Genomic DNA, 23,481 nt, shown 5'->3' with positions numbered 1-23,481 from the left:
CGATGGGCACCCCCTATCGATACTGGCGGGTCTCGACGATCAGCTTCCCGGCGACGAGCGCGACCATCGCCTTCGCCGGCATCGAGATGCGCACTGCCATCGACGGCAGCGGCTCAAACCTTGCGTTGACGGGCAGCGGCACCGCGTCGGCCAGTTCGACCTCGTCGGGCAGCGCTGCCAACATCTTCGACGGCAGCAACGCAACGACGTGGACATCTGCGGCACTGACCCCGACCGTGGGCCATTGGGTGCAATGGGACTTCGGGGCCGGCGTCACGCAGGACATCCAGCATTTCGGGCTCTACGCGTTCACGCAAGCCATCCCATTCACGTTGGCCCTCCAAGGCTCGAACAACCTGACCACCTGGGAGACGCGGGCCTATGTGACGAGCCTACCGGCCGGGTCCATGGTCTACGTGCGTGCGCAGACCTTCCCGCAGACGGCAGTCGTCAAACCCGCGCAGATCATCGTGCCAGGCCGTGCCCGCACGTTGCCCACCAGCACCAGGCTTTCCGGCGCCACGCTAAAGGTGCAGGACGTTTACAGCGGCGGCCAGGGCACGATCAGTGGTCACGTGAAGATTCGCCCCAGCAGCGGCCCTGACGTGCCGGTCTCGCGCCACGTGATCCTGATCGACGAGCGAGCCAACCGCATCGTGCGGGCGACCTGGTCGCGGGCCAGCGATGGCCATTTCGAGTTCACCTCGATCGACAGCACGCGCAAATACACGCCGATGGCCTATGACTACGCGCACGGCTACCGCGCCGTGCCCGCCGACAACGTGAGCACCGCATGACGTTTCGCTCGACAACCCGACACAAGGGCGTGCGCATCGCGGCGACGCTGGCCGACCTCGATTCGGGCAGCGGCAATGCGCGGCTGCGTGTCTATGGCGGCACCAGACGAGCGACCGCTGATGACGCCCCAGGCACCACGATGCTTGCCGAAATTACGCTGGCCAAGCCCTGCGGCGCGCTCAGCAGCAACGTTCTCGTCCTGGCCCCCAGCCCAGTTGCGCTCGGCGCCGCGAATGGCACGGCGACATGGGCCATCTTCGTCACCGGCAACGGCGACGAGGTTTGCGATGGGCTCGTGTCGCTGGCTGGCGGCGGTGGCGACGTGATGCTGACTGACCTGGCGATCTATGTGGGCGGCTCCGTGGCCGTGGTGAGCGGCACGCTGACATGAGCTACACGCCGCCGGCCGGCAACAGCGTCGAGCTGATCTTTGCCGACGCGCCGACCAGCGGGCCGCCCTATGAGCTGATCTTCGGCAGCTCCGTCATCGGCGAGGCCATCTCGGTCACCGTCGCGGGCGAGTTGGAAGACATCGGCGGCGCGGTGCTGGTGGCGCCGCCCATCCTGGCCACGATCTCCGGTGCGCTGGAGGACATAGGCGGCGAGGTGGCGGCCAGCTACAGCAACGACGTGCAGCGTCCGCTTGTCGCATCCGGCAGCAGCAGCTGGCAGACGGCGGCCGACGTGCGCGCGGCGGTCGACATGAGGATGCAAGAGGCCCAGCCGCTGCGGGTGGCCAAGGCGGCCGCCTGGAGCCCTGCGCAGCCCCTTCCTGGCCTCGCCATCACCGTTGCCATGCCCGCGCGCCTGCTGCGGTCTCGCACGGCCGCTCGCAGCGGCTGGCAGGCCGCCCAGCCGCTGCAGGGCCGGCCGGCGGCCAGCGCATGGCAGAACGCAGACCGAAGCCGCCGGCCGGTCGCCCGCAGCGGCTGGCAAGTCGGCCAGGCGCTGCAGAGCGACGCCGTGCGGTCTGTCTTTGAGAACGCGCTGCACGACCGCCGCCAGTCGATCAGCAGCCCATGGCAACCGGCCCACCCGATGCGCGTCGTGCTTCGCACCACGGGAGGCGATGGCCTGGCGCTGGAGTTCGCCACCCGGGCGGACTACGAGAACGCAATGCGTCCGCCGCCTGGCCGGTCGACCTGGGGGCCAGTTGTCCCGCCTTTCGACCCGTGCTACCTGCCGCCCGCTGGCGACGAGGTGGAGCTGGTTTTCAGCGGCGGTGCGGCGACCGACAACGAGCTGATTTTTGTCTGCGAGCGGCACGACACGCCGCCGCCGGCGACGGTGGTGATCCCCGTCAGAAGGGTTTACATGGTTCAAAACGAAGTCTCGCTGCGCCGCGTCGACGGCGACATTGCGATCGCCTGCCCGTCGCTGCAGCTGTCGATCGATAACGGCAGCTGGACCTGGGGCTTCTCGGCCTCGGTGCCCGGCAGTGAGCTGGCCAAGCTGGAGCCCGCCAGCTTCGGCGAGCCGGTCGAGCTGGAAGCGGTTGTCAACGGCACTGCATTTCGGGTGCTGGCCGAGGGCATCAGCCGGGACCGCACTTTCAACCGCAGCGCGCTGCGCGTCTCCGGCCGGGGCCGCTCGGCGGTGCTGGACACGCCCTATGCGCTGGAGCGCGCCTTCAGTGCCGACGTGGCCATGACGGCGCAGCAGCTGGCCAATGACGCCTTGTCGATCTCCGGCGTGCCCAGCGGCTGGCTGGTCGATTGGGACCCTGACGACTGGCTGGTGCCCGCCGGCGCCTGGAGCCACCAGGGCAGCCCGATCAGCGCCCTGAACCGCATTGCGGAGGCGGCGGGCGCCTACGTACAGTCCCACCCGTCGGAAGACCGGCTGCTGATCCTCCCGCACTACCCGGTGGGGCCTTGGGATTGGTCGACGGCCACGCCCGATTTCGAGTTGCCGGCGGCGGTGGTCCAGCGCGAGGGAATCGACTGGGCGGACCGTGCTGTCTACAACCGCGTTTTCGTGTGCGGCAGCACCGCCGGCGGTGTACGGGCAGACATCAAGCGCGCCGGCACCGCTGGCGACCTGGTCGCCGCCATGATCACCGACGCGCTGTGTACCGACATCGTCGCCGGCCGGCAGCGCGCCATGCCGGTCCTGGCCAACGTTGGCCGCCAGGCGACCGTCAGCCTGCGGCTTCCGGTGTTGCCAGAAACGGGCGTGATCGTCCCGGGCGCATTCGTGCGCTACGTCGACGGCAGCGTGACCCGGCAAGGCCTGGTGCGCAGCGCCGCGGTGGACGCGGGCCGGCCTCAGGTGTGGCAGACGATTGGAGTGCAGACCTATGGCTAGCAACCTGTTCGCCCGTTTCCGGGCGCTCATTCCAGCCCAGCCTCTACAGGTGGGCACGGTCATCGAGCTGACCGCCACCGGCGCCGTGGTGCAGCTGCCAGGCGGCGCAGTGATCACCGTTCGCGGCGCAGCCACGCTGGGCGGCGACGTGTTCGTGCAGGGCGGGGTGATCCAAGGCGATGCGCCCAGCCTGCCTGACGTGACCGCCGAGATCTAGCCATGTCGACCAGATCCGCACCCTGCCTGCGACGGCCGGGGTGGCAGAGCCTTGCCCGCCAGTCCGACAGGGAAGGTTAGGCCGTGCAGTTCATTCAAGACGCCCGCCGCCTCTGGCTGCGGCTGTGGTCGGTGCGCCTGGCCCTCGTCGCCGCGCTGCTGAGCGCCATCGAGGTGGTGCTGAGCCTGCTGACCCCTGATCACCCAACCCTGGGCTTCGCCATGGCGGCGGGCCTGTTGTCCCTTGCTGCAGCGCTGGCCCGCCTGGTGTCGCAGCCGAAACTTTGGAGGACTGAAGACGATGATCGCCCAACAACCCAGCAAGCCGCTGGCGAGCCGCGGCACTGCTGTCATTGCTGCCGTGGCTGCAGCGCTCGCGGCGCCGGCCGAAGGCCTGCGCCAGGTGGCTTACTACGATCCCCCCGGCATCCTGACCGTCTGCCGCGGTCACACCGGTGCCGACGTTGTCGCGGGCCGGCGCTACACGCTGCAAGAGTGCGACGCCTTCCTGACCGCTGACATGCGGCGCGCCGTCGAGATCGTTGAGGTCTGCGCGCCCGGTCTCCCCGAGCCGGTTGCCGCGGCCTTCTCCGACGCGGTGTTCAACATCGGCTCGGCCATCGCCTGCTCGCCGGCGGCCAGCACCGCCGCGCGCCACCTGAAGGCCGGCCGGCTGCGTGCGGCCTGCGACGAGCTGCCGAAGTGGGACAAGGCACGTCTGGCCGGCGTGCTGGTCAGCCTGCCAGGCCTGACGAAGCGGCGGGCTGCCGAACGCGACCTTTGCCTGACTGGATTGCCAGCGTGACGTTGTCGACCCGCATCCTGATCTGGCTGGCCAGCTTGACGTCGGCCGCTGGAGCGGGGTGGGGCGCTCATGCCCGGCACGTCGCGGCAGTGCAGGCCCGCGAGGCACTGCAGCTGTCCGAGGATGCCCGAGAAACCGAGCGCCTCGCGGCGCGCAACATGACGAGGATCACCAATGCGCTCACCCGTGATCGCCTGGCCGCTGAGCGCCATGCTGCTGATGCTGCTGGTCGCCTGCGCGAGCTCGCCGCCAGCACCGGCGCCAGTTCAGCAGCCGGATGCCCCGGCCGAAATGATGACGCCCGCCCCGCCGCAGGGGTACTTCATGACGACGATCGAAACGATCTTGTCGCGCTCGCACGCGAAGCCGACGCCGTAGCGGATCGATTCAGGGCCTGCCAAGCCGCTTTCGGTCTGCTAACGTCTACCGTCGAAACCTCATCGGAGCGCTGATGGAACCAGCAAACTGGAATGTGCACTTCACCGTGGGCGGCATTGCTCGGCAGACGGTGCTGTCGCTGGTCGAAGACATCGGTCCCGACTTTCAAGAGCACGTGGCACTAGCGCTCCGGAACCATCTCGGCCTGGACGCTGGCGGGGTGTTGAACCGGGACAGAGTTCCTGGGGACAGGCACCATGTGACTGTGGAACAGCTTCGGCACGTTGGGATCGAAATCATCTCGTACGCAAAGGTGAATACCGTCAGGCCCTAGGATCCGCCAAATCCGCGTTGCAGGCTTTCAGGCGGGAATCCCCCACTTCTTGGCCAGTGCGCTGGGCGCGCCCGGTGCTGAGGCCGCGATCGTCGGCCTTGCGACGCTGGTGCTTGGCATCCCAAGTTGGTATCGCGGGAAGATGCAGGCAGATCCTGCGTGCCGACGATCAACCGGGGATAGCCACGCCTCTGCGTTGAAGCCACTTCAGTTGAGCGGGCAGGAGGGCGAGCTTCAGGTTTGCCGCGAGCTCCTCGTCGTCTTCAACCTCAGTGAAGAGAAACAGCAGTTCGTCCTGAGCGGGGGTGCCCAGCGGGCGCAGCTTCAACGAGATCGGGCGAACCGCCGCTCCGGTCGAACCAACGTTGAATGGATGAAGCCGAGACATCGGTTCATCCGGTGTCAGAGCGCAAGAGCCGCCTTGTTCAAGGGTCTGCCACTGCATTGAAGTCAGCTCCACAACGGTGATGGGTGACATCGATCGGCTGTAGAGGATCGCTTGCATGGCGGACAACTCTACGCCGTCGCGAGCGCTTGGACTGATCACGAGGGCCATCCGATCCAGCGCCGAGCGAATGGGGGAACGGAAGGGGGAACTGGAGCGGCGGAGTGGGCCGGAAAGCCGCATAAATACTGGTGTTCCGAGCAAGATTCGGCAGACTCCCTCCGCCAATCAGTCAAAGCCCGCGCATGTCGCGGGCTTTGTTTTTTCGGCGCCCCTGCCACACCACCCGGCACACGGGTCCGCGCCGGGCGGCTCGGGAGTTTGAGGGCAGGAGAGTCTGGGGGCACCAAGTCGGTTCAATTAGGCGATGGGCCCAGTGCCAGAGCTGGATCGCCCGCAGTCGATGACGCAGCCACTTGCCCAGCTTGCGCAGGCCCGACGTAGGCTTTCCCCATGCCAGCAGGTTCGGCCGCAGCCGCTGGACCACTTGCGCATGCTTGACCTTGCCACAGGTGGAGGGTTTAGGATCATGTTTCGGTGAGTTGGACCCATTGCCCTGAATGGCAAAAAAGCCAATTTCCAGTCTTTTCAGCCTTTGTGAAAACCGTTCGCCTCTGCTTCCTGCTGCTGCTGGCCGTGCTGCTTCCCTTGCGGGGCGCGGTGGCGGCCGCCATGCTCTGCTCGGCAGGGGATGCCGGCTCGCACAACGAGCTCCGCATGGCCGAAGGTTCCGAGGCGAACGCGGGAGTGGCGCATCACGTGGTTCACGAGGCGGGTCCGTCTGACGCCCGGGCAGATGCCGAACATGCCCACGGCGAGCAACGCCATCATCATGCGGGCTCGGACAAGTGCAACATGTGTTCGGCATGCTGCTCGCTGACACCCCTGGTGAGTGCCGTGCCGGCGCTTGCTGAGCCGTTGGGCTTCACGGCTGTGCGGTTTGCTTCCTACACGGCGCCGTTGCCCAGCTTCTTCTCGGGCGGCCAGGAGCGCCCTCCCCGAACCACCTGACCCACCTTGGGCCTCTTCAGGAGGCCTGACGGGGCTCGCGCGTCCGCAAGGCGGTCGTGCCGAGCGTCTTGCGGCTCGCATTGCTGAGCCGCCGACTCAATTGGTTGCGATTCATGAACAACTTCTTCTGCAGGCTCGCGCCTGTGGTCGCGCTCGGCTTGCCGCTGCTCGCGCCTGCCCAGTCCAGGCCGCCCGATCCAGTGGACCCGAAAGCCTTGGCTCCGGCGCTGCGCTACCTGTCAGCCTTCGCTGACTACACGCGCTGGCAAGACATCAAGACCGGCGATTGGCGCGCGCTCAACGACGCGTTGCGGGACGACGGCGCAGCGGCCGGCCAGGAGGCCGCTGCGATGCCGCTGGTGGCACCACCGGCGGCTCGATCTCCCGCGCCCACGGTTTCTCTGCCAGCGGCGTCGGCCCATGGGGGTCATCACCCGCAAGGAGACACGCGATGATGCGGCTGACGATTGCTGCTGCAGCAGCACTGGCCCTGGCCGGCTGCGCTTCGTTTTCGCCTGATGGTGGCGCCGGCCAAGTCTCCGAGCTCACCAGGGAGCGCACCGGACAAGGCGTCGGCTTTCAGCGGACGGCGTCCGATGTCGATTCAGCCGCCGCGCGCGTTGGCGAACTGCTCCAACAGCCGCTGACAGCCGACGCGGCGGTCGAGATCGCGTTCCTGAACAATCGTGGCCTTCAAGCCAGCTTCTCCGAGCTGGGCATTGCAGAAGCGGAACGGGTGCGGGCAGGTCGTCTGGCCAATCCCCGGCTGAGCTTCGGGCGCCTTGCCGGCGGAGGTATCACCGAGGTTGACCGCTCGGTGGTGTTCGACCTCGCAGGCCTCTTGACGATGCCCATTGCCAACGATGTGGCACAACGGCAGTTAGAGCAGGCGCAGTACCAGGCTGCCTTCGAAGCGGTCGGCATCGCTGCAGAGGCCCGCAAGGCGTTCTTTGCTGCTGTGGCCGCGCAGGAACTCGCGAGGTACGCCGAGCAAGTCAAGCTTGCGGCCGACGCATCGAGCGAACTGGCGCGACGCATGCTGCAGGCGGGCAACTTGAGCAGGCTGCAACAGATGCGTGAGCAGTCCTTCTACGCAGATGCCACGGCCGACTTGGCGCGTGCGCGCCATCAAGTGGTCGCCGAAAGAGAGCGACTGATCCGCGCGCTGGGTCTCTCTGGCGAAAGTCTTGGCTTCACGCTGCCCGAAAGGCTGCCAGACCTGCCCAGTTCGGCGCTTGAACCCAAGGATGCCGAGCAAACCGCGGCCAGCAAGCGCCTGGACGTCCTGATGGCCAAGCGCGATGCAGAAGCCACGGCAAAGTCGCTTGGGCTGACCAAGACGACCCGCTTCATCAATGTGCTTGATGTCGGCTATGCCGACAAGCGCCAGACCGGCGAAGCCCGCCAGACTGGCTACGAGATCGAGCTGGAACTGCCCCTGTTCGACTTTGGATCGACTCGCACCGCGCGTGCGGAGGCGATGTACATGCAGGCGGTTCACCGCACTGCCGAAGTGGCAACCAATGCCCGCTCGGAAGTTCGCGAGTCGTACTCGGCCTATCGAACGGCCTACGACCTGGCCAGGCACTACCGCGATGAGCTGGTGCCGCTGCGCAAGCGCATCTCGGATGAAAACATGCTTCGCTACAACGGGATGCTGACGGGCGTCTTCGAACTGCTCGCCGATGCACGCGATCAAGTCAACAGCGTGACCGGCGCAGTCGAGTCGCTGCGCGACTTCTGGATCGCCGACACCGATCTGCAAAGTGCACTCACCGGCCGTTCGCCGAGCCTGGCCGGCTTCGGCGCGCCAAGCAAGTCGGCAGCGGGCGAGCCGCGCGCGCACTGAGGGAATCGATGATGACAAACCGCAGAACGTTTTTCCAGGCTGCAGGCGCAACCCTTGTGGGTGCCACGGCTGTCAGCCGAGTGGGCGCAGCGATGCTGCCTGAAGCCGTCAGTCAAGCCAGCCCGCTGACCCAGCCACCGCCAGCCCCGCCCAACGGCCGCCCGTTCAATCCCGTCCTCACGCTCAATGGCTGGTCCTTGCCGTGGCGCATGAAAAACGGCGTCAAGGAGTTCCACCTGGTGGCCGAGCCAGTGGTGCGAGAAATTGCCCCTGGCATGAAAGCCCACCTGTGGGGCTACAACGGCCAGTCGCCGGGCCCCACCATCGAGGTGGTGGAGGGAGACCGCGTGCGCGTCTTCGTGACGAACCGATTGCCCGAAGTCACCAGCATCCACTGGCATGGCCAGCGCCTGCCCAACGGCATGGATGGTGTGACCGGGCTGACACAGCCAGGCATTGCACCAGGCAAGACCTTCGTCTACGAATTCGTCGCCCGCCGTGCCGGCACCTTCATGTATCACCCGCATGCCGACGAGATGACCCAGATGGCGATGGGCATGATGGGCTTTTGGGTCACGCATCCGCGGGACATCGGCACGATGCGCGTCGATCGCGATTTCGTGTTCCTGCTGAACGCCTACGACATCGATCCCGGCAGCTTCACGCCGCGCGTCAACACGATGTTGGACTTCAACCTCTGGACGTTCAACAGCCGTGCGTTTCCGGGCATCGACCCACTGGTCGTGCGCCAAGGCGACAAGGTGCGCATCCGGGTCGGCAACCTCACGATGACCAACCACCCCGTCCACCTGCACGGTCACGAGTTCGAGGTGACCGGCACCGACGGCGGATGGGTGCGGCCGCAGGCCCGCTGGCCGGAGGTCACTGCCGACGTTGCGGTTGGGCAGATGCGGGCGATTGAGTTTGTGGCCAGTGAGCCTGGCGACTGGGCCTTCCACTGCCACAAGTCGCACCACACGATGAATGCGATGGGTCACGACGTGCCAACGATGATTGGCGTGGATCAGCGCGGCGTCGCCGAGAAGATCACCCAGTTGATGCCCGACTACATGGCGATGGGCGACAAGGGACAGTCCATGGGCGGCATGGAAATGCCGATTCCGGAGAACACGCTGCCCATGATGGGTGGCGAAGGTCCGTTCGGCGGCGTCGAGATGGGCGGCATGTTCACCGTGATGAAGGTTCGCGCCGAGCAGAAGCCTGGCGACTACAGCGACCCTGGCTGGTACCGGCATCCACCCGGCACGCTGGCCTATGAATGGCAGGGCGGGATGCCCGCGACCCAGCGCAATGAGAGCCCTGGAGGGCACCTCATGCAGCCGACAGGAAAGTCGGCTCCCATCGAGATGACCGTGCGCAAGCCGTCCGGTCATTCAGGCCATCAATGACTTCCCACTGCAACCTTGAAAGCAAGACCATGAAGCAACTGCTCAAGCTCACTGCCGCCGTCCTCATTGCCGGCTCGTTTGCAACCATCACCGCGCCCGGCTTTGCGCACGACGAGCCGATGGCGGGCGCCCACGCGGAGATGTCCCAGGGCGAGATCAGGAACATCGACAAGGACAACGGCAAGCTCACCATCAAGCATGGCGAGCTGAAGAACATCGGCATGCCAGGCATGACGATGGTGTTTCGCGTCAAGGATCCCGCCATGCTGACCCAGGTCAAGGTGGGCGACCAGATCCATTTCGTCGCCGAAAAGGTCGGCGGCGCCCTCACCGTGACCGCGCTGCAGGTCGCCAAGTAATTCCCTCTCGCGCCATCGCATTGAATTGAAAGTGAACCTCATGAAAAAACTCAACATGCTCGGTCTTGTCCTCGCCGTTGCGAGCGCGGTCTTGTCGCCGCAGTTGGCGCAGGCGCACGCTTCGCTGAAGAATTCGACACCAGCAGCTGGATCGACGGTTTCGGCGCCCAAGGACCTCTCTCTGACGTTCAACGAGAAGGTCGAAGAGTCCTTCAGCGCCGTGACCTTGAAGGACGCTGCGGGCAAGGATGTGGCCACCCCAAAGCCACACATCGACACGGCTGACGTCACGACATTGCACGTCGACTTGCCGACGCTGACGCCTGGGGGCTACAGCGTGCAGTGGGTCGCAGTCGGCGCGGACGGTCATCGGCGCACCGGGAACTTCAACTTCACCGTCAAGTAATGGACGCCACCACGCTGCTGCAGATCGGCTCGGCTGCAGCCGTCAACGCCAGCCTTTCCGCACTTTTGGGCTGCGTGCTCGCGCGCTGGTGGCTGCTGAGGGCCGGTGCGCGGCCGCAGGGCGGCCTGCTGGTGCATCTGCGCACGTGGGAGCGGTTCGCCGCAGGGCTCGGACTCGTCAGCCAAGGCTTGGCGATGTGGGCGGCGGCGGCCGTCATGATGGGACACACGCTTCCAGAGGCCGCCGCCATGCTGCCCACGATGCTCGTGAAGACCTCCTACGGCCGAGCGGGCGTGCTTGCATTCGTGCTGCTCGCCTGTGCGTCCTTCATGGTGTGGCGGTCCCGATTGACTGCAGGCCAGTGCGTTGCGGCCCTGGCATTGCTCGCCCTGTTCGCGCTGGCCCGTGCCTCAGTGAGCCACGGCGGTGAGGGCGGGCTGTTGAGCTTGGGACTGGCGATCGAGTGGCTGCACCTGATCCTGATTGCGCTGTGGGTTGGCGGTGTTGCGATTGCTGCCTGGTGCGTGCTGCCGGCGGCACAGGCAACCGCCCCGGCGAATGCGGTGTTCCACCGCTACCTGGAAAGTCTGTCGTTCGCCGCAACGATCGCATTGGGGGGCATTGTGGTGACGGGCCTGGTCAACGCTTGGCAACGCCTGGGTCTCCCAATCCACCTGGTCGACACCGGCTACGGCGTGACGCTGATCGTGAAGCTGGTGTGCGTCGGTGCGGCTGCCGGGCTGGGGGGCTACAACAAGCTCATCGGCTTTCCGGCCCTGATCCGGCACGACAGCGCCTCCGCAAAAGTCATCGCGATCCTGCGCCTGGAATCAGTCCTGCTGCTGGGGGCGCTGGTGGCAGCTGCGGTGTTGACGTCTCAACAGCCTCCGGCGGCCATGTAGACGCTTTCTCGTCGCGGGCATGTCCGGCACCAGTGGCGCACTTCAGGGTGGGCCCCCCGGTGGGTTGCTTCAGAGGTGGAACCAGGCCGCGACGCCGATCACCACGCCCAGGCCGCCTAGGCCGATGGTGGCGTATTCCAGCCAGCGCCGGCGGGTGAGCAGGGCGATGGCGGCCATCGCGATGGAGATCTGCAGCGCGGTGGTCGCCTGAGCCCAGCGGTGGTGCTGGTGCATCTGCGCTTCGGATTTTTCGTCGAATTCGCGGGATTCGGCTTCCAGCTTTTCGGCGGCGACCTTGATCTCTTCCTTTTCGTGCTGGTAGCGGGCGACCTGCTTTTCGTATTCGCCACGCTTGTCTTCGGCCACCAGCACCACGGCCAGCTCGGCAATGTTCTGCTTGCCGCTCTTGGCCTGGTAGAAGGCCCACTGGTTGGCAGCCTCGGTCTTGCGGATCGCGGCGTCGTTCTTGTACAGGCCAGCCGCGGCCTGGGTGGCGCCGCCCATGTAGGAAAAGATCGCGCCGACCGTGGCGAGGATGGCGGTGATGACGGCCAGCTGGCCGGCCATGCTGCCGGCGCCGCCGTGTTGCGCGGCATGTTCAAGTTCGTGGTCGTGGGGACCGTGCACGTGGAATCCGTCGCCGGACATGGGTCAGCTCCTCAGGGGGACGTGTTGATAGGTGACGAAATCGTAAGCCGGTTGACCGTCCGCGGGCTGGCCAGCGATTCGGGCGACTTCGTGGAATTCCGTGCGGTCGAAGCTCGGAAAGAAGGCGTCGCCGTCGGCGTCCTGCTGCACTTCGGTCAGCAGCAGCTGGTCGGCACGCGGCAAGGCGAGTTGATAGACCTGCGCGCCGCCGATCACGAAGGCCTGCGGTGCGGCCTGGACCAGCAGCAGGGCCTCGTGCAGGCTGGTGGCGCATTCCGCGCCTTCCAACTGCAGGCCAGGCTGGCGCGACAGCACGACGTTGCGCCGGCCCGGCAGCGGGCGGAAGCGCGGCGGCAGCGAGTCCCAGGTCTTGCGGCCCATGATCACCGGGCAGCCTTGGGTGGCACGGCGGAAATGGGCCAGGTCCTCGGGCAACTGCCAGAGCAACTGGTTGTCTCGGCCAATGCAGCCATTGCGGGCCACGACGGCGATCAGGGTGACGAGGGTTCGGCGGATCATCGGCGGGCATTGTCGCCCTTGCTGCGGGTGAGCACCCATTCGGCTGCGAGGTGATGCGCCTAGACTGCACTGCAACATGCACCACCCGGCCGACCCAGCCCCTGCTCCGGGGGACGCCGAGCACACGGAGGCCGTCGCAGCGGGTTCGTCCACAGGGCGGACCGGACAGGCGTGGCCGCCAGGGCGGTGGGCCGCCACGCCCTTGGCTGCGCCACTGCGCGCGGCCTGGCAGCTGGAGCAGTTGCACCTGGTGTGGCTGCACGCCGCCTCGGCGATGGTGCTGGCCAATGCCTTTGCGATGCTGGGCGCCTGGCAGCTGCGGGCCAGCGTACCGACGAACTTGCTGTGGCAATGGGTGCTGCTGAAGCTGGTGGTGGCCTTGCTGCGCTTGCTGCATGCGCGCCAGCTGATGCCGCTGCTGCAGCCCTTTCCGGACGTGCCGGGCCGGCCTGAGCACGGCGAAGAACCCGCGGCCGACGGGCGTCTGCCGCGTTGGCGCCACCTGACACTGGGCGGTTTGCTGGTCGATGGCGCGGTCTGGGGCCTGGCCGGCGCCTGGCTGATGCACGACGTGCCCGAGGTCGTCGCGCTCGTCGTGGCCAGCCTGGCCAGCGTGGCCTGCGTGGCCACCTTCGGGCTGCAGATCAGCCTGGCGGCCACGGCCTGCTACGTGCTGCCCATCCTGCTGCCCACCGCAGCTTCGCTGCTGTTGCGCGGCGACCGGCTCGGGGTGTTTGGCGGATTGGGCCTGCTGTTGCTGGTGGCCGCGCAGCTGGCCACTGCGGCCCGCATGCAGCGGCGCCTGCTGCAGGCGGTGACGCTGCGCCTGCAGGCGCGCGACCTGATGCGCGAGCGCAGTGATGCGCTGCAGCTTGCCTTGCAGCAAAGCGCCGTGAAGTCCAAGTTCCTCGGCGCCGTCAGCCACGAATTGCGCACGCCGCTGCACGGCATCATGGGCCTGGCACGGCTGATGCATCTGGACAGCGCGGACGCCTTGGCGCGCCGGCGCATCGAGCTGATCGAGTCCTCCGGCCGCCACCTGCTCGGCTTGATCAGCGACCTGCTGGACATGGCGGTGATGGAAGAGGGCCGCTTTGCGCTGCGCGAGGAAGTCTTCGACCTGTGCGCGCAGCTGAACCAGGTGATGGGGGTCTACGAAGTGCGGGCGCAGGAGAAAGGCCTGCGGCTGGATGTGGACTGCGGGCTGAGCGCGCCACTGTGGGTGCGCGGCGACCCGGTGCGCTTCCGCCAGGTGCTGCACAACCTGCTGGGCAATGCGGTGAAGTTCACCGCGCAAGGCCACGTGGCGCTGCGCGTGCGTCCAGCCGAGGACGACGGCGAGGGCGAACGCTGGTTGATTGAGGTCGAAGATTCCGGCCCTGGCATTGCAGAGGCCGATCAAGCCCGGGTATTCGAGGCCTTTGAGCAGGCCGATGCCGGCATGCGGCCACTGGAAGGCACAGGCCTGGGCCTGCGCATTGCACGCGCCATTGCGCAGCGCATGGGCGGTGGGCTGACGCTGGAAAGCCGGCTCGGCGAAGGCTGCTGCTTCCGTTTCGTGGCCCGCCTGCCGCGGGTGGCCGAAGCCGCCAGTGCGGCGCAGGTGCCTGCGGATTCGCTGGCCGGCCAGCGCCTGCAGGTGCTGCTGGCCGAAGACGACGACGTCAACGCGATGATTGCCGAGGCTTACCTGCAGCGCCTGGGCGTGGTCGTGGAACGTGTGCCGAACGGCCGCGAGGCGGTGCGCCGCGCGTTGCGCGACAACGGCCGGCCCGACCTGGTGCTGATGGACTGCCGCATGCCGGTGATGGACGGCTACGAAGCCACGCGCGAGATCCGCCGTCGCGAGGCCGCGCTGGGCCTGCCACGCCTGCCCATCGTGGCGCTCACCGCGACCGTCACCGCGCTGAGCCGCGCGCAGTGCCTGGAAGCGGGCATGGACGACTTCCTCGCCAAGCCCTTCACGCTGGATGATCTGGCGCGGGTGCTGCAGCGGCCATTGCCTGTCGCCGAGCTGGGCAATTGAACCGGTCGAGCCGGATCAGACGGCTACCGGGGCTTTGATGGCCGCGTGGTGTTGGTAGTCGACGATTTCGAAGTCTTCGAGCGTGTAGTCGAAGATCGACGCGGGGCGGCGCTTGATCTGCAGCGTGGGATACGCAAACGGTTCGCGTGCCAGTTGGGTCTGGACCTGCTCGAAGTGGTTGTTGTAGAGGTGGCAGTCGCCGCCGGTCCAGATGAAGTCGCCCACGTCCAGGTCGCACTGCTGGGCCAGCATGTGGGTCAGCAGCGCGTAGCTGGCGATGTTGAATGGCACGCCGAGGAAGATGTCGGCGCTGCGCTGGTAGAGCTGGCAGCTGAGCTTGCCGCGGCCGCCGGGTTCGGTGGCCGGTGCCACGTAGAACTGGAACATCGCATGGCAGGGCATCAGCGCCATCTTGTCCAGCTCGGCCACGTTCCAGGCGCTGACCAGGATGCGGCGCGAATCGGGGTTGGTCTTGAGCTGCTGCACGACCTGGGCGATCTGGTCGATGTGGCCGCCGCCGGGCGTGGGCCAGCTGCGCCACTGCACGCCGTAGACCGGCCCGAGGTCGCCGTCGTCGCGGGCCCATTCGTCCCAGATGGTGCAGCCGCGTTCCTGCAGCCATTGCACATTGGAGTCGCCGCGCAGGAACCACAGCAGCTCGACGATGATGGCCTTGGTGAAGACCTTCTTGGTGGTGACCAGCGGGAAGCCTTCGGAGAGGTCGAAGCGCATCTGGTGGCCGAACACGCTGAGCGTGCCGGTGCCGGTGCGGTCGCCCTTGGCCACGCCGTGTTCGAACACGTGGCGCATCAGGTCCTCGTACTGGTGCCGAACCGGGGGGCGAACCGGGCGCGAGGTGGGCGAGGGCTGGCTGGTCATGTCTGCAGGCGAAAAAAAGCCGGGGCACAAGCGCCCCGGCCAGGATTGTAGAAGTCGAGGATCAGCCTTGGTTCAGCCCTGTTTCTCGGCCAGGAAGATCTCCACGCGACGATTGCGTGCACGGCCATCGTCGGTGCTGTTGTCGGCGATGGGCTGGTGCGAGCCACGGCCGTCGGTGCTGATGCGCCCGGCGGCAACGCCGCGGGTGACCAGGTAGTCCTTGACGCTGGCGGCGCGGTCGACCGAGAGCGGGTTGTTGATGGCATCACTGCCGGTCGAGTCGGTGTGGCCGACGATCTGCACCTGCATCACACTGCTGTCCAGGCCAGCCGCGAATTTGTCCAGCACCGGCCGCAGTTCCGGTCGAATCGCCGAGCGGCCGACATCGAAGCTGATGTCGCTGGGCACGTTGACCTGCAGCTGGTTGTCTGCCGTGCGGGTGACCTGCACACCCGTGCCGGCGGTGGCCTGCTCCATGGCGCGGCGCTTGTCTTCCATGCGCTTGGACCAGACGTTGCCGGCGACCGCGCCGAGCGCGCCACCGATCAGCGCGCCGGTGCCGGCCTTGCCGCCGGTGGCCGAGCTGATCACCGCACCGCCGATCGCGCCGATGGCAGCGCCGCCGGCGGTGCCTTTTTCGCGCTCGCCCATGTTGGCGCAGCCGGTCACGAAGACCGTGGCGCTGAGCAGCGTGAGGCCGGCCGCGTGCGCCAGGGGGCGGAAGTTGAAGCGTGGGGTGTTGATTTGAACCTGCATGGAAGACTCCTGTGTGTTCGAGTTGGGATGCGGGCGCCGCAGCCACGCGAGCGCCGTCGCAGCCATTAGGGACCGGAAACGGGGTAAAAGTTCAGCTGCCGCTGTATCGGCGAGTGTCAGCCCGTTCAGTTCAAGCGGCGCGGACCTGCGATTCGCCGCCAAACTGCAGCGCCGCCAGCCGTGCATACAGCCCGCCTCTGGCCATCAGCTCGGCATGCCGGCCCTGGTCGACGATGCGGCCCTGGTCCAGCACGACGATGCGGTCGACCTGCTGCACCGTGGCCAGCCGGTGGGCGATGACCAGCGTCGTGCGGTCGGCCATCGCGGCCTGCAGGGCGGCCTGCACCACCCGCTCGCTCTCGGCGTCCAGCGCGCTGGTGGCCTCGTCAAGCAGCAGCAGCGGCGGGTTCTTCAGGATCGCGCGGGCAATGCTGATGCGCTGGCGCTGGCCACCCGACAGGCGCACACCGCGTTCGCCGAGGAAGCTCTGGTAGCCGCCGGGCAGCGCGAGGATGAAGTCGTGCGCAAAGGCCGCCTTGGCCGCTGCCATGACTTCCTCGTCCGTTGCCTTGGGGCGGCCGTAGCGGATGTTTTCCATCGCATTGGCCGAGAAGATCACGCTGTCCTGCGGCACGATGCCGATGCGCTCGCGCAGGTCGTGCAGGCGCGTGCTGCGCACGTCCACTCCGTCCAGCGTGACGGTGCCGGCGTCCACGTCGTAAAAGCGCAGCAGCAGCTGGAACAGCGTGGACTTGCCGGCGCCGCTGGGGCCGACCAGCGCCACCGTCTCGCCCGGCTTGATCTGCAGGTTCAGGTCGGCCAGCGCGGCCTGGGCCGGCCGGGAAGGGTAATGGAAACGCACATGGTTCAGCGCCACCGCCGAGCCGCCACGCGTGGCCGGCAAGGCCTGCGGCTGCGCCGGCTCGGCCACGGTGGACCGGGTGGCCAGCAGCTCCATCAGCCGCTCGGTGGCGCCTGCCGCGCGCAGCAGGTCGCCATAGACCTCGGAGAGCACCGCGACCGAGCTGACCAGCACGATCACGTACAGCACCGTCTGTCCCAGGTGGCCGGCGGACACGTCGCCACGGATCACCGCCTGCGTGCCCTGGTACAGGCCGAACAGCAGCGCGCCGAAGGTGGCGCTGATGATGAAGGCGATCAGCACCGAGCGCACGCGGGTGCGGCGGCGGGCGGTCTCGAAGGCGGCTTCGGTCGCGCGGTCGAAGCGCGTGGCCTCGCCGGCTTCCTGGGTGTAGCTCTGCACCACGGGAATCGCGTTCAGCACCTCGTTGGCCAGCGCGCTGGCGTCGGCCACCCGGTCCTGGCTGGCACGCGAGAGGCGGCGCACGCGGCGGCCGAAATACAGCGCCGGGCCGATGATGAAGACAAGCATCGCCAGCACCGGCAGCATCACGCGGGGGTTGGTGAAGATCAGCATGCCCAGCGCGCCCAGGCCCATCACGCTGTTGCGCAAGCCCATGCTGAGGCTGGAGCCGACGACGGTCTGGACCAGCGTGGTGTCTGTCGTCAGCCGGCTGATGACCTCGCCGCTGGAAGTCGTCTCGAAAAAACCGGGACTTTGCAAGACGACGTGGCGATAGACAGCATTGCGCAAATCGGCGGTGACACGCTCGCCCAGCCAGCTGACCATGTAGAACCGCAGCGCCGAGAACAGGCCCAGCAGCACGCCCACGACGAACAGCGGCAGGAAGTGTTCGCGCAGTTGCATCACCCGCTCGCCCGGCTCGGCCGCCACCAGGCCATGGTCGATCAGCGACTTCAGCGCCACCGGCATCACCAGCGTGGCCGCCGCCGCGGCGACCAGCGAAACCAGCGCCAGCGCGATGCGCCAGCGGTACGGGCGCAGGAAGGGCAGCAGTCCGCTCAACGAACGGGGGCTGCGGGCGGTCGGGCGGTCTGGGATGGACTGGCTCATGACCGCCCCTCGGCCGACGGGTACGTCGGCCGATCCCCCGAGGGGATGCGGCCCCGCTTGGGAGCGGCCCGGCGCTTGGCCCGAGCGAATTGGATTGACTCTGTGCGTCTCATGCCGCCGAGTGTAGGCAGCGCTTCGTGACGCTGCGCCGCTGAGACAAAACCTTGCAAAACGCAAGCCTATTCAATCATCGCCTGAGCAATACTTGCTTGAGCAAATATAGTGCAGGCATGAAATCGACCCAGGACCCTTCCGTTGCAGCTGCCGCTGCCCCTGACCGGGCAGAAGGCGCTTCGCCGGCCATTGCCTTCTACGTGCCCGGCCAGTACAAGTCCGAGCACAGCGTGGGCTACCTGATGCGCCTGGTGCTGAATTCGGTGATGGCCCGGGTCGACAGCCGCTTGTCGGCCCTGGACATGACGCACGCCCAATGGCTGCCGCTCTACAAGCTGGTGGCCCACGAAGACCACACCATGGCCAGCCTGGCGCGCGAGCTGGGCACCGACCCCGGTGCGATGACGCGCTCGCTGGACCGGCTGGAAGCCAAGGGCTTGCTGCGCCGCGAGCGCTCGACCGAAGACCGCCGAGTGGTGCACCTGGTGCCCACCGAAGAAGGCCGGGCGGCGGCGGCCCTGGTGCCGCCGGTGCTGTGCGACGAAATGAACCGGCACCTGGCCGGTTTCTCCGAAGCTGAATTCCAACTGCTGCAGCAGTTCATGCGGCGAATGATCGCCAACGGCGAAGCGCTGAAACCCGGCTGCTGCGGGAACGTCGGCGCTGCCATCGTCGCCGGCGCTGTCCTGGCCGGTACCGATCCCTCCGCTGCGGATGGCAGCGGCTGACCTCTCAAGAACAAGGAGCCTGCACATGGCCCACTTCCGCCTGCTGCCGCGCCGCGGCAATGCCTCCAGAACCCATCTCCTGTCGTCCCTGTTGCCCATGTCCATCCACAGCCTCACGAACCTGGCCCGCGCCTTCGGTCCTGCCAGCCTGACCACCGCGGTGGCGCTGGTCTCGGCCGCAGTGCTGCTGACTGGCTGCGCCAGCCCTGGCCCCGATCACACGCCGCTGGCCCAGACCGAGCCCGCCGTGCTCGGCCTGGCCCAGCAAGCAACGCCCGAAACCGCCGCGCTGAACTGGTCGGTGCTGGGCGACGCCCGGTTGAGCAGCCTGATCGAGCAGTCGCTGCAGGCTCATCCCAGCCTTGCCGTGGCCCGCGCCCGCGTCGAGCGCGCCGCAGCGCTCGCCCAGTTGAACGAAGCCACCAACGGGCCGCAAGCCTCGCTGAACAGTGACGTGACCCGCCAGCGCTTCAGTGCCAACGGCATCTACCCGGCCCCGCTGGGCGGTGGCACCTGGAACATCGGCAATCTGCAGGCCGGTGCCAGCTGGTCGCCTGACTTCTTCGGCAAGCACGCGGCCGAGCTGGCCGCGGCGCTGGGCCAGGCCAAGGCAGCGCAGGCCGATGCGGCAGCGGCGGCCACCGGCCTGTCGGCCCAGGTGGCGCATGGCTATGTGGCGCTGGCCAAGCTGCTGGCGCAGCGCGAAGTGGCCGAGCGCACGCTGGCCCAGCGTGAGGAGCTGCAGAAGCTGACCCGCCAGCGCGTGGACGCCGGGCTGGACACCAAGGTCGAGCAGGTACAGGCCGAAGGCGCGCTGCCGGACACACGGGTGCAGATCGAAGCGCTGAACGAGCAGATCATGCTGGCCCGCCATCAACTGGCCGTGCTGGCCGGCCTGGCGCCACAGGCGCTGGACTCGCTCAGCCCGAAGCTGGACGCGATGGCGCTGGCCCAGCTGCCCACGGTGCTGGGCGCCGATCTGCTGGGCCGCCGGCCAGATGTGGTTGCGGCGCGGTTGCGCGTCGAAGCGGCAGGCCAGGACGTGAAGGTCGCACGCACCGACTTCTACCCGGACATCAACCTGAGCGCCTTCATCGGCTTCAATTCGCTGGGACTGGACCAGCTGTTCGAAGCCGGCAGCCGACAGTACGGCGTGCAGCCGGCGCTGCGCCTGCCCTTGTTCGACGGTGGCAGGCTGCGCGCGCAGCTGGGCGCCAGGCAGGCCGACCTGGACGCTTCGATCGCGCAGTACAACGGCACGCTGCTGGACGCCGTGCGCGAAGCGGCCGATGCCATCGGCTCGCTGGCTTCGCTGAACCGCCAGCAGGCCGAGCAGGGCGGTGCGCTCAGCAGCGCCGAGACGGCCTACGACCTGGCCCGCCAGCGCCATGGTGCCGGCCTGGGCAACTACCTGATCGTGCTGAACGCGGAAAGCCAGCTGCTGGTGCAGCGGCGCGCCGCCGTGGACCTGCAGGCCCGCCAGCTCGACAGCCGCGTGTCGCTGGTCAAGGCGCTGGGTGGTGGCTGGACTGAACAGCCCCAGGCCGTGGCGCAGGCCGCCACCGGCAAGCCGGGCGCGCCGTGATCCGGCGCCGTGTCGGCCACCTTCATCTCCCATTCCGATTGCAGATGCAAACCGGGTTCCACGAGGACCCGACTCAATTCGAAAGCTTGCCATGAGCGACAACAACAACGCTGAACCCAACAACGCCCGCCGCCGCGGCCTGACCGTGATCGCCGCCGTGGTCGTGCTGGCCGGTGCCGGCTGGGGCGTGTACCACTGGATGAACGGCCGCTACCTGCAGAACACCGACAACGCCTACGTGGCCGGCAACGTGGTGCAGATCACGCCGCAGGTCAGCGGCACGGTGGTCTCCATCATGGCCGACGAAACCGACTTCGTGCGCGCCGGCCAGCCGCTGGTCAAGCTCGACACGACCGATGCCCGCGTGGCGCTGGAGCAGGCCGAGGCCCAGCTGTCCAAGGCCATCCGCGACACCCGCGGCCTGTTCGCCGGCAACGGCACGCTGTCGGCCCAGATCGCGCTGCGCGAAGCCGACCTGGCCCGTGTGCAGAGCGACCTGGCCAAGGCGCAGGACGATGTGAACCGGCGCGCCGCGCTGGTCGCCTCGGGGGCGGTCGGCAAGGAGGAGTTCCAGCATGCCAACAACCAGCTGGTCAGCGCCAAGAGCGCGGTCGCCGCGGCCCAGTCGGCCGTGATCGCCGCGCGCGAGCAGCTGACGACCAACCAGGTGCAGACCGACGGCACCAGCGTCGAGCAGCATCCGGCCGTGCAAACGGCCGCCTCCAGGGTCCGGGAGGCCTACCTGACGCTGCGCCGCGCCGAGTTGCCGGCGCCGATGGACGGCACCGTGGCCAAGCGCGCGGTGCAGATCGGCCAGCGCGTGCAGGCCGGTGCGCCGCTGATGACGGTGGTCTCGCTGAACCAGCTGTGGGTGGACGCGAACTTCAAGGAAAGCCAGCTGCAAAGCCTGCGCATCGGCCAGCCGGCCGAGCTGGAAGCCGACGTGTACGGCAAGAAGGTCGTCTACCACGGCAAGGTCTCAGGCCTGGGGGCGGGCACCGGCGCAGCCTTCTCGCTGCTGCCGGCGCAAAACGCGACCGGCAACTGGATCAAGGTGGTGCAGCGGGTGCCGGTGCGCATTGCGCTGGACCCGGCCGAGCTGCGCGCCAATCCGCTGCGCGTGGGCCTGTCGATGGACGTCACGGTGAATGCCGAGGACCAGAGCGGCAAGGCGCTGGCCGACGTGCCGCGCGGCGAAGCGGTGGCCCAGACCGGTGTCTATGAGACGCTGGAAAAGGATGCTGACCAGCGCGTGCAGCAACTTCTCGCCAGCAGCCTGGGCCGCCACCAGGTGGCTGCAGCGGCCGCCGGCAACCTGGCTGCCAGCGCCACCACGGTGCACTGAGCACCGACTGAAAGGCTGTTGCCATGAGTGCTGATACTTCAGCGCAGCCCGGCGCTGCGGCGCCTTCGGCTGCGCCCGCCGGGCCACCGGCCGCTGCAGGCGCGCCCCCGGGCTACGCGCCGCTGCACGGCCTGCCCTTGCTGCTGGGCACGATCTCGCTGTCGCTGGCCACGTTCATGAACGTGCTGGATTCGTCGATCGCCAACGTGTCCATCCCGGCGATTGCCGGCGACGTGGGCGTGAGCCCGAACCAGGGCACCTGGGTCATCACCAGTTTCGGCGTGGCCAATGCGATTTCGGTGCCGCTCACCGGCTGGCTCACGCAGCGCTTCGGGGCGGTGAAGCTGTTCACGATGAGCGTGCTGCTGTTCGTGCTGACCAGCTGGCTGTGCGGCTTCGCGACCTCGCTGGAAATGCTGGTGGTCTGCCGCGTGGCCCAGGGCCTGGTGGCCGGGCCGATGATCCCGCTGTCGCAAACCCTGCTGCTGTCCAGCTATCCGCGGGCCAAGGCCGGCATGGCGCTGGCGCTGTGGGGCGTGACGACGCTGGTCGCGCCGGTGGTCGGCCCGTTGCTGGGCGGCTGGATCACCGACAACGTCTCCTGGCCGTGGATCTTCTACATCAACGTGCCAGTCGGCCTGCTGGCCGCAGGCATCACCTGGTGGATCTACCGCGACCGTGAAACCACGATCCGCAAGCTGCCGATCGACACCGTGGGTCTGACGCTGCTGGTGCTGTGGGTGGGCTCGCTGCAACTGATGCTGGACAAGGGCAAGGAACTGGACTGGTTCGCCTCGAACCAGATCGTGATCCTGGCGCTGATCGCGGGCATCTCGTTCGCGATCTTCCTGGTGTGGGAGCTGACCGAGGAACACCCGGTCGTCGACCTGCGGCTGTTCAAGGGGCGCAACTTCGCATTCGGCGCGCTGGCGCTGTCGGTCGCCTACGGCCTGTTCTTCGGCAACGTGGTGCTGATGCCGCTTTGGCTGCAGCAGTGGATGGGCTACACCGCCACCAGTGCCGGCCTGGCCCTGGCACCCGTGGGCGTGTTCGCGATCCTGCTGACGCCGCTGGTGGGCAAGAAGGTCGCGGAGTGGGACCCGCGGCGCATGGCGACCGGCGCTTTCATCGTCTTCGCGCTGGTGCTGTGGATGCGTTCGCAGTTCACGCCGCAGACCGACTTCGTGCAGATCCTGATCCCCACGTTGATCCAGGGCGCGGCGATGGCGTTTTTCTTCATCCCGCTGACGACGCTGACGCTGTCTGGCCTGCCGCCGGAGCGCATTCCGGCAGCCGCCGGCCTGAGCAACTTCGTGCGCATCACCGCTGGCGCGATGGGCACGTCCATCGCCACCACGCTGTGGGAGAGCCGCGCGGCACTGCACCATGCACACCTCACCGAGCCGATGACCGGCCAGCAGGACGCTTTGAGCGGCGCGTTGACCGGCCTGAACCAGGCCGGATTGACGACCGACCAGGCGCTGATCCAGATCAACCGCCTGATCGACGTGCAGGCCTTCACCCGTGCAGCCGACGACATCTTCATCGGCTCGGCGCTGCTGTTCGTGCTGCTGATCGGCCTGATCTGGCTGACCAAGCGGCCTGCGCCGCACGCGGGCGGCGCGCCGGCCGACGCTGGTGGCGCCCATTGACGGGGCACCCGGTGCCGCGAGTACGCAGCACCACCCGCCGAGCGGGTTGAGCCGCCATCTTGGGGCGGCCCGGC

General features: G+C 67.6%; 24 protein-coding genes and 1 pseudogene. 19 read left to right on the top strand and 6 right to left on the bottom strand.

From position 1 onward, the window contains the following. Nucleotides 1-2 precede the first annotated feature (2 nt). From AC3WR5_RS09600 to AC3WR5_RS09570, 7 genes and pseudogenes are all read left to right on the top strand, one after another. Nucleotides 3-797, top strand: coding sequence for a hypothetical protein (locus AC3WR5_RS09600; protein WP_492483845.1), 795 nt, complete (start codon nucleotides 3-5; stop codon nucleotides 795-797). Next, nucleotides 794-1,189 carry a hypothetical protein gene (locus AC3WR5_RS09595; RefSeq protein WP_492483843.1) on the top strand — a complete coding sequence of 132 codons (396 nt, stop codon included), beginning with the start codon at nucleotides 794-796 and terminating at the stop codon, nucleotides 1,187-1,189. Before AC3WR5_RS09600 ends, AC3WR5_RS09595 begins: the two co-directional genes overlap by 4 nt. Beyond that, nucleotides 1,186-3,105, top strand: a complete 1,920-nt coding sequence (locus AC3WR5_RS09590; protein ID WP_492483841.1) for a hypothetical protein — start codon at nucleotides 1,186-1,188, stop codon at nucleotides 3,103-3,105. The genes AC3WR5_RS09595 and AC3WR5_RS09590 overlap by 4 nt, the downstream gene beginning before the upstream one ends. Next, complete coding sequence (locus AC3WR5_RS09585) at nucleotides 3,098-3,322, top strand: hypothetical protein (RefSeq protein ID WP_492483839.1); 225 nt, start codon at nucleotides 3,098-3,100, stop codon at nucleotides 3,320-3,322. Before AC3WR5_RS09590 ends, AC3WR5_RS09585 begins: the two co-directional genes overlap by 8 nt. 83 nt (nucleotides 3,323-3,405) lie before the next feature. After that, nucleotides 3,406-3,585, top strand: a pseudogene (locus AC3WR5_RS09580) (DUF7940 domain-containing protein); the annotation flags it as partial. A 37-nt stretch (nucleotides 3,586-3,622) separates the two neighbouring features. Next, nucleotides 3,623-4,126 carry a lysozyme gene (locus AC3WR5_RS09575; protein ID WP_492483838.1) on the top strand — a complete coding sequence of 168 codons (504 nt, stop codon included), beginning with the start codon at nucleotides 3,623-3,625 and terminating at the stop codon, nucleotides 4,124-4,126. Then, a complete protein-coding gene (locus AC3WR5_RS09570; RefSeq protein WP_492483836.1) occupies nucleotides 4,123-4,578 on the top strand; it encodes a hypothetical protein in 456 nt (151 codons plus the stop codon). The genes AC3WR5_RS09575 and AC3WR5_RS09570 overlap by 4 nt, the downstream gene beginning before the upstream one ends. Before the next feature lie 429 nt (nucleotides 4,579-5,007). Here the strand turns inward: AC3WR5_RS09570 and AC3WR5_RS09565 are convergent, their stop codons facing one another. Then, nucleotides 5,008-5,316 carry a hypothetical protein gene (locus AC3WR5_RS09565; RefSeq protein WP_492483834.1) on the bottom strand — a complete coding sequence of 103 codons (309 nt, stop codon included), beginning with the start codon at nucleotides 5,314-5,316 and terminating at the stop codon, nucleotides 5,008-5,010. Nucleotides 5,317-5,820: 504 nt separating this feature from the next. Here AC3WR5_RS09565 and AC3WR5_RS09560 point away from each other — a divergent pair. The 7 genes from AC3WR5_RS09560 to AC3WR5_RS09530 all read left to right on the top strand — a co-directional run bounded on the left by AC3WR5_RS09560 (nucleotide 5,821) and on the right by AC3WR5_RS09530 (nucleotide 11,219). Beyond that, nucleotides 5,821-6,294 (top strand): DUF2946 family protein, encoded by a 474-nt coding sequence (locus tag AC3WR5_RS09560; protein WP_492483832.1) that lies wholly within the window; start codon nucleotides 5,821-5,823, stop codon nucleotides 6,292-6,294. Nucleotides 6,295-6,407: 113 nt separating this feature from the next. After that, nucleotides 6,408-6,749, top strand: a complete 342-nt coding sequence (locus tag AC3WR5_RS09555) for a hypothetical protein (protein WP_492483830.1) — start codon at nucleotides 6,408-6,410, stop codon at nucleotides 6,747-6,749. Next, nucleotides 6,746-8,143, top strand: a complete 1,398-nt coding sequence (locus tag AC3WR5_RS09550) for a TolC family protein (protein WP_492483828.1) — start codon at nucleotides 6,746-6,748, stop codon at nucleotides 8,141-8,143. The genes AC3WR5_RS09555 and AC3WR5_RS09550 overlap by 4 nt, the downstream gene beginning before the upstream one ends. 11 nt (nucleotides 8,144-8,154) lie before the next feature. Then, nucleotides 8,155-9,552: a multicopper oxidase family protein gene (locus tag AC3WR5_RS09545; RefSeq protein WP_492483826.1), complete on the top strand. Its 1,398-nt coding sequence runs from the start codon at nucleotides 8,155-8,157 to the stop codon at nucleotides 9,550-9,552. Nucleotides 9,553-9,581: 29 nt separating this feature from the next. After that, entirely contained in the window at nucleotides 9,582-9,911 is a 330-nt protein-coding gene (locus AC3WR5_RS09540; protein WP_492483824.1) for a copper-binding protein, read from the top strand. 40 nt (nucleotides 9,912-9,951) lie between these two features. Beyond that, nucleotides 9,952-10,317 (top strand): copper homeostasis periplasmic binding protein CopC, encoded by a 366-nt coding sequence (gene copC, locus AC3WR5_RS09535; protein ID WP_141284051.1) that lies wholly within the window; start codon nucleotides 9,952-9,954, stop codon nucleotides 10,315-10,317. After that, a complete protein-coding gene (locus AC3WR5_RS09530; RefSeq protein ID WP_492483822.1) occupies nucleotides 10,317-11,219 on the top strand; it encodes a copper resistance D family protein in 903 nt (300 codons plus the stop codon). The genes copC and AC3WR5_RS09530 overlap by 1 nt, the downstream gene beginning before the upstream one ends. A gap of 69 nt (nucleotides 11,220-11,288) precedes the next feature. On the opposite strand, the gene AC3WR5_RS09525 is transcribed toward AC3WR5_RS09530, so the two are convergent. Further along, a complete protein-coding gene (locus AC3WR5_RS09525; RefSeq protein WP_141283951.1) occupies nucleotides 11,289-11,867 on the bottom strand; it encodes a DUF4337 domain-containing protein in 579 nt (192 codons plus the stop codon). Between the two features lie 3 nt (nucleotides 11,868-11,870). Next, nucleotides 11,871-12,386, bottom strand: coding sequence for a dihydrofolate reductase (locus AC3WR5_RS09520; protein ID WP_492483820.1), 516 nt, complete (start codon nucleotides 12,384-12,386; stop codon nucleotides 11,871-11,873). A 202-nt stretch (nucleotides 12,387-12,588) separates the two neighbouring features. Between AC3WR5_RS09520 and AC3WR5_RS09515 the strand changes: the two genes are divergently transcribed. Beyond that, entirely contained in the window at nucleotides 12,589-14,412 is a 1,824-nt protein-coding gene (locus tag AC3WR5_RS09515; protein ID WP_492483818.1) for an ATP-binding protein, read from the top strand. 15 nt (nucleotides 14,413-14,427) lie between these two features. Here the strand turns inward: AC3WR5_RS09515 and AC3WR5_RS09510 are convergent, their stop codons facing one another. The 3 genes from AC3WR5_RS09510 to AC3WR5_RS09500 form a co-directional block, all read right to left on the bottom strand. Then, nucleotides 14,428-15,291, bottom strand: coding sequence for a thymidylate synthase (locus AC3WR5_RS09510; RefSeq protein ID WP_141283945.1), 864 nt, complete (start codon nucleotides 15,289-15,291; stop codon nucleotides 14,428-14,430). Nucleotides 15,292-15,363: 72 nt separating this feature from the next. Next, nucleotides 15,364-16,047 (bottom strand): YiaD family glycine zipper/OmpA-like lipoprotein, encoded by a 684-nt coding sequence (locus tag AC3WR5_RS09505; RefSeq protein ID WP_492483816.1) that lies wholly within the window; start codon nucleotides 16,045-16,047, stop codon nucleotides 15,364-15,366. Between the two features lie 130 nt (nucleotides 16,048-16,177). Beyond that, nucleotides 16,178-17,983, bottom strand: a complete 1,806-nt coding sequence (locus AC3WR5_RS09500) for an ABC transporter transmembrane domain-containing protein (protein ID WP_492483814.1) — start codon at nucleotides 17,981-17,983, stop codon at nucleotides 16,178-16,180. Between the two features lie 230 nt (nucleotides 17,984-18,213). Between AC3WR5_RS09500 and AC3WR5_RS09495 the strand changes: the two genes are divergently transcribed. The 4 genes from AC3WR5_RS09495 (at nucleotide 18,214) to AC3WR5_RS09480 (ending at nucleotide 23,407) form a co-directional block, all read left to right on the top strand. Further along, complete coding sequence (locus AC3WR5_RS09495; RefSeq protein ID WP_492483812.1) at nucleotides 18,214-18,825, top strand: MarR family winged helix-turn-helix transcriptional regulator; 612 nt, start codon at nucleotides 18,214-18,216, stop codon at nucleotides 18,823-18,825. Between the two features lie 97 nt (nucleotides 18,826-18,922). Further along, a complete protein-coding gene (locus AC3WR5_RS09490) occupies nucleotides 18,923-20,410 on the top strand; it encodes an efflux transporter outer membrane subunit (protein WP_492484571.1) in 1,488 nt (495 codons plus the stop codon). A gap of 91 nt (nucleotides 20,411-20,501) precedes the next feature. Continuing rightward, a complete protein-coding gene (locus tag AC3WR5_RS09485) occupies nucleotides 20,502-21,755 on the top strand; it encodes an HlyD family secretion protein (protein ID WP_492483810.1) in 1,254 nt (417 codons plus the stop codon). A 23-nt stretch (nucleotides 21,756-21,778) separates the two neighbouring features. Then, entirely contained in the window at nucleotides 21,779-23,407 is a 1,629-nt protein-coding gene (locus tag AC3WR5_RS09480) for a DHA2 family efflux MFS transporter permease subunit (protein ID WP_492483808.1), read from the top strand. The last annotated feature ends 74 nt before the right edge of the window (nucleotides 23,408-23,481 follow it).

The sequence above is a fragment of the Ideonella sp. FW305-24 genome (assembly GCF_058788035.1).
The sequence above is the reverse complement of the archived record's forward strand: the minus strand, read 5'-3'. Positions and strand labels throughout refer to the sequence as shown.